This is a genomic window from Plectonema radiosum NIES-515, assembly GCF_025753815.1.
Taxonomy (GTDB): domain Bacteria; phylum Cyanobacteriota; class Cyanobacteriia; order Cyanobacteriales; family Nostocaceae; genus Hassallia; species Hassallia radiosum_A.
In genome coordinates this window covers 3665-8641 of record NZ_JAOWRF010000377.1, presented here as the reverse complement: position 1 = coordinate 8641, position 4977 = coordinate 3665, and the positions used below count along the sequence as shown (strand labels likewise).

4 protein-coding genes are annotated in these 4977 nt (G+C 43.9%); 2 read left to right on the top strand and 2 right to left on the bottom strand.

What is annotated here, in order from left to right; genetic code table 11:
• Positions 1–371 precede the first annotated feature (371 nt).
• Positions 372–1742 carry an ABC transporter ATP-binding protein gene (locus OGM63_RS26745; protein WP_318528551.1) on the bottom strand — a complete coding sequence of 457 codons (1371 nt, stop codon included), beginning with the start codon at positions 1740–1742 and terminating at the stop codon, positions 372–374.
• 269 nt (positions 1743–2011) lie between these two features.
• Here OGM63_RS26745 and OGM63_RS26740 point away from each other — a divergent pair, with 269 nt between their 5' ends.
• Both OGM63_RS26740 and OGM63_RS26735 read left to right on the top strand, forming a co-directional pair.
• Complete coding sequence (locus OGM63_RS26740) at positions 2012–3253, top strand: FAD-dependent oxidoreductase (protein ID WP_263748751.1); 1242 nt, start codon at positions 2012–2014, stop codon at positions 3251–3253.
• 863 nt (positions 3254–4116) lie between these two features.
• Complete coding sequence (locus OGM63_RS26735; RefSeq protein WP_263748750.1) at positions 4117–4776, top strand: single-stranded DNA-binding protein; 660 nt, start codon at positions 4117–4119, stop codon at positions 4774–4776.
• Here OGM63_RS26735 and OGM63_RS26730 read toward each other — a convergent pair.
• Positions 4750–4977: hypothetical protein (locus OGM63_RS26730; RefSeq protein WP_263748749.1), on the bottom strand; the 228-nt coding region annotated here is incomplete at its 5' end. The genes OGM63_RS26735 and OGM63_RS26730 overlap by 27 nt on opposite strands.

Genomic DNA, 4977 nt, shown 5'->3' with positions numbered 1-4977 from the left:
ATTTGAATGCAGCGATTAATTTATCACGTTTGGCTAAAGCGTGAAAGCTTACTGAGGGATAACCGCTCCCATGCTCCCGTTGAAGTAAGAAGTAAATGTCTAGACTTGTCTAGGTTTTATATAGCAGGACTCAACAAAAAATTCAATCTAGTCCACTTGAGTGGAATGCCCGCTATAAGCTGTGGAACTTTAGTTCTGGGATATAGGTTCAGGCTTTAATTCTTGCTCCCCTTCCCGGAATAGGGAAGGGGTTGGGGGTTAGGTTTGAGGAAAAGTTGCACACGGCGTAGTATATCTTCGTGATATGAGAAGTTTAACAGGAGCGATCGCCCAACCGCTCCAATGCTGCAACACTTTGATGTACCTAAAATTTACTTATAAAATGGCAAAGATGGTGACAAACTCTTAGGATATATTGCCAAATCAGTTTCTGGGTCAAAAAAGTGGATTTTATCTGGTGTCAGGGATAACCACAATTGTTCGCCAATACGTACAGTGCGGTCTGGTGGAACTCGCACTTGCAGGTAATTGCTTAGATAAGTAGTTTTATCTGGTTCGACAAGTTTGACAGCAAGATAAGTGTCGTTACCCAGATTTTCCACCAAGTCCACTTCGACTTGTAGATTTTTGGTTGCAGGTAAACTTATACTTAAGTGTTCTGGGCGAATACCTAAAATTAAAGTTTGTCCGTCATATTTTTGTAACGCAGTTGCCCAAGCTTCTGGTAGGGTGAGACGAAACTGAGAATGGGTAATTACCTGTGGAGCCTGAAATTTTACAGGTATAAAATTCATTGGCGGTGAACCGATGAATTCTGCAACAAAACGATTCGCCGGATGGTTGTATAATTCCAAAGGAGAAGCAACTTGCTGAATTTGCCCTTGATTCATAATCGCAATGCGATCGCCCATTGTCATTGCTTCAGTTTGGTCGTGGGTAACATAAATTGTCGTTGTACCCAAATTGCGTTGTAATTTGACAATTTGAGCGCGAGTTTCTGCCCGCAGTTTTGCATCTAAATTAGAAAGCGGTTCATCCATTAAGAATACTTGCGGATTGCGGGCGATCGCTCTTCCTAATGCTACCCGTTGTCTTTGTCCACCAGATAATTGTTTAGGTAAGCGATTTAACAATCCTTCCATTTGTAATAAATTGGCTACATAACGCACCTGTTCGTTCACCGCTCGTTCTTTATCAGAAATATACCGTAGTCCCTTCGGTAACTTTCGCGTCACACTCACCAGTAGATTTTCCCCAAAGTTAGGGAGCCGCGAATGGGGTAGAGACGTTCCACGGTCACGTCTGTACAAAAGTGAGGAATCCCCCTCTCCCCCTCTCCCCCCCTCCCCCTCTCCTCCCCTCCGTCGCAACCCAAAGGCGATATTGTCATACACTGTCATGTGGGGATAAAGGGCGTAATTTTGAAACACCATTGCGATGTCTCGTTCTTTGGGAGGGAGATGGTTAACTAGGCGATCGCCTACCCAGATATTACCACCAGTCATTGCTTCTAACCCAGCAATTAACCTCAGCAGGGTGCTTTTACCGCAACCAGAAGGTCCCACCAGCACCATAAACTCGCCATCTGCTACAGTCAGGTTAATCCGTCGCAAAACGTTGATATTTTCTGAATGTTCTGGGGTTGCGTCACTTTGGAGTGCATTTTTAGTTTGGGAAACAACACTTTCCCCTTTCCGAGGGGGAAAACTTTTATAAACATTTTCTAAAAGAACTTGCGCCACGAGTATTATTTATTGAAATTGTTATTAGTCAAGGGTCAAGAGTTACTCTGTTCCCGCTTAAAGAATACCTAATTTAACGAACCGCCAAGATGCCAAGGACACAAAGGAAGAAAAAAGAGACATAATAGGTAATCTTGCTGTGGACTCTGCTTTGTGGAATGTTTAGCGCTGATCGTACACGCTGCGTGTGAATACGAAAAGTAAAAAAAACAGCTTTGAGCACAAAAAACGAAGTACCTTTAATTTAAGAGCTTTTAGGAGGTGCGTTGATGACTCCCAATATTCCAGAGGCGATCGCTTCATTGGCTCATGATATTTTAGACGTACAAACTACATCTTGTTGCATTGTTGGTGGTGGTCCTGGGGGTGTGGTGCTGGCTTTGTTGTTAGCGCGTCAAGGTATCCTGGTGATGTTGCTGGAAACACATAAAGATTTTGATCGCGATTTTCGGGGAGATACAATTCATCCGTCTGTGATGCAGATTATGGAGGAATTGGGTTTAAGCGATCGCTTGTTACAATTGCCCCATGCGAAAATGCGCCAAATTAGGATTCAAACTCCTAATGATACCGTCACCTTCGCTGACTTTAGTCATCTCAAAACCCGCTACCCATATATTACGATGCTTCCCCAGGTTAAGTTCCTGGAGTTCATCATCACTGAAGCGCAAAAATATCCGAATTTTCACTTAGTCATGGGTGCTAATGTACAGGAATTAATTGAAGAAAATGGCGTAATTCAGGGTGTCCGCTATCGGGGGCAGGGTGGCTGGCACGAAGTCCGGTCAATACTTACAGTCGGTGCAGACGGACGCCATTCCCGATTGCGACAACTAGGTAACTTTGAATCAATTCAAACCTCACCTCCAATGGATGTGTTATGGTTCCGCTTACCTAAAAAACCAGAAGATGCTGAAGGTGGAATAGGTCGCATTGGTCGGGGTCATATTCTTGTCATGCTTGATAGGTCTGATTCCTGGCAAATTGCTTTTGTCATTCCCAAAGGCGGCTATCAAGAACTACGAACTGCGGGTTTGTCAGCATTAAGAAAGTCTATCGTTGATGTAGCACCAGAGTTAAGCTCGCGCATCGAAAATTTACAAGATTGGTCACAAATAGCTTTTCTTTCTGTAGAATCCAGTCGCGTCAAGCGTTGGTATCATCCCGGACTGTTGCTCATCGGTGACGCGGCTCATATAATGTCTCCAGTTGGGGGTGTTGGTATTAATTACGCAATTCAAGATGCCGTAGTTGCCGCAAATATACTGACTAAACCGTTGAAAGCTGGGCGTGTAAATGAAGGCGATTTAGCTTCATTACAGCGCAAACGCGAGTTACCTACACGTATCATTCAGACATTTCAAGCTTTAGTTCAGAAACAAATTTTTACCCGTGTTCTCAACTCAGATCAAATTGTCCAGCCTCCGGGTTTCTTGCGTCTACCCATTTTACGCGACTTGCCGGCAAGGTTGATTGCTTTGGGTGTCTTTCCAGTTCATGTGCAAACTTAATAGAGAATTTCACTATGAATATAGTAGACATCTCCAACAATTAAATATGCGTTACCCGAAAACAATAGACATCTCCAGAAAACAATGTAGAGACGTGAAATTTCACGTCTCTACAAAGGTTTCGGGTAACGCATAATTAATTTCTGGAGATGTCTAATAGACATCTCCAGAAAACAATGTAGAGACGCGAAATTTCGCGTCTCTACAAGGATTCTGGTTAACGCATAGTTCATTTCTGGAGATGTCTAATGTAGAGACGTAAGCTAGCTACGTCTCTACAAAGGTTTCGGGAGATGTCTAGTAGACATCGACCTAAATTAACTATGCGTTGCCCGAACCCCAAGAGACGTTGCATGTGCTACGTCTCTACGTATGACTCTGGAGATGAAAGATTGAAATTCTTTCACCGTTAATTATTTGTAGAGACGTTCTGCCAGAAAGTCCCTACAATCGTTTGGGATAAGGGATATTTAAATTCGGTCGATGTCTAATAATGAGAAAACGAACCTTCCTAGGCACAGAGAACACAGAGTTTAGGAGAGTTTGTTGCCGTTTTTGCCCTCATTCCTATAATTAAAGGAAAAACTCTGCGTACCTCTGCGATGACTCTGCGCTCCCAACGGGAGAATCAGTACGAATAGACGGCATAGGCTTCCTGAGACTGATTCACCTTTTTACCCGCATTCCCATCATTTCTCGGCTGAAGCTGCCAATGCAAAGGACTTGAGACAATTGGACATGGTACAATAGTACTAATAACTAATTCAGATTTATTCTGTGAGAAACAGGGAATTTATTAAAAATCCCAAAAATTGTCGAAAATAAAACATATATAGCCCCATTTTCAACAAACGGAGTAATTAATGAACAGTTGTATTTTGATGGCAGAAATCGTGGAAAATCCGCAGCTTCGCTACACCTCAGATAACCTAGAAATCAGCGAAATGCTCGTACGATTTCCGGGAATGCGCCCGGATGACCCCCCAGCAACCCTGAAAGTGGTAGGCTGGGGTAACATGGCGAAGGAAATTCAGCAAAATTACCACGAAGGCGATCGCATCCTCATCGAAGGACGGTTAGGAATGCATACCATCGAACGTCGAGAAGGTTTCAAAGAAAAACGTGCTGAGTTGACAGTGCAACGTATTCATGCATTGGGAGCGGGTTTTAATACTAGTTCCTCACCAAGAATGGAAACTACTCAACGACAATCAGAAGTCCCCGTGGCAGGTGCAACAAATTACCGGGAAGCTTCTACACCGGTGTCGTCTCCTGTGGCAACTCCCCAAAAAACTGTAACCACTTACGAACCGCACCTTTCCACATCCCAAGCTAAGAATGACTTTGGCACTCTTTCTGAGGATGACTTCGACGAACCTAAACAAAGTGCGAAAAATTACGATCGCAATCCTTATCCCGCACCGGCACAAGAGGAACCCAAACAAAGCGCGAAAAATTACGATCGCAATCCTTATTCCCCACCAGCACAGGACGAGTCAGATATAGATGATATTCCCTTTTAAGCGGAAAGTGGTTTTTGGCAATTGTATCTGAGATGAAGGAGTAGAGACGTTCCGGCGGAACGTCTGTACTAAAGTCCGGCGGAACGTCTGTACTAAAGTCCGGCGGAACGTCTGTACTAAAGTCCGGCGGAACGTCTGTACTAAAGTCCGGCGGAACGTCTGTACTAAAGTCCGGCGGAACGTCTGTACTAAAGTCCGGCG

Excerpts from the sequence above, each read along its gene's own strand:
- OGM63_RS26740 (WP_263748751.1), top strand. The coding sequence starts at position 2,012 with ATGACTCCCAATATTCCAGAGGCGATCGCTTCATTGGCTCATGATATT.
- OGM63_RS26735 (WP_263748750.1), top strand. The coding sequence starts at position 4,117 with ATGAACAGTTGTATTTTGATGGCAGAAATCGTGGAAAATCCGCAGCTT.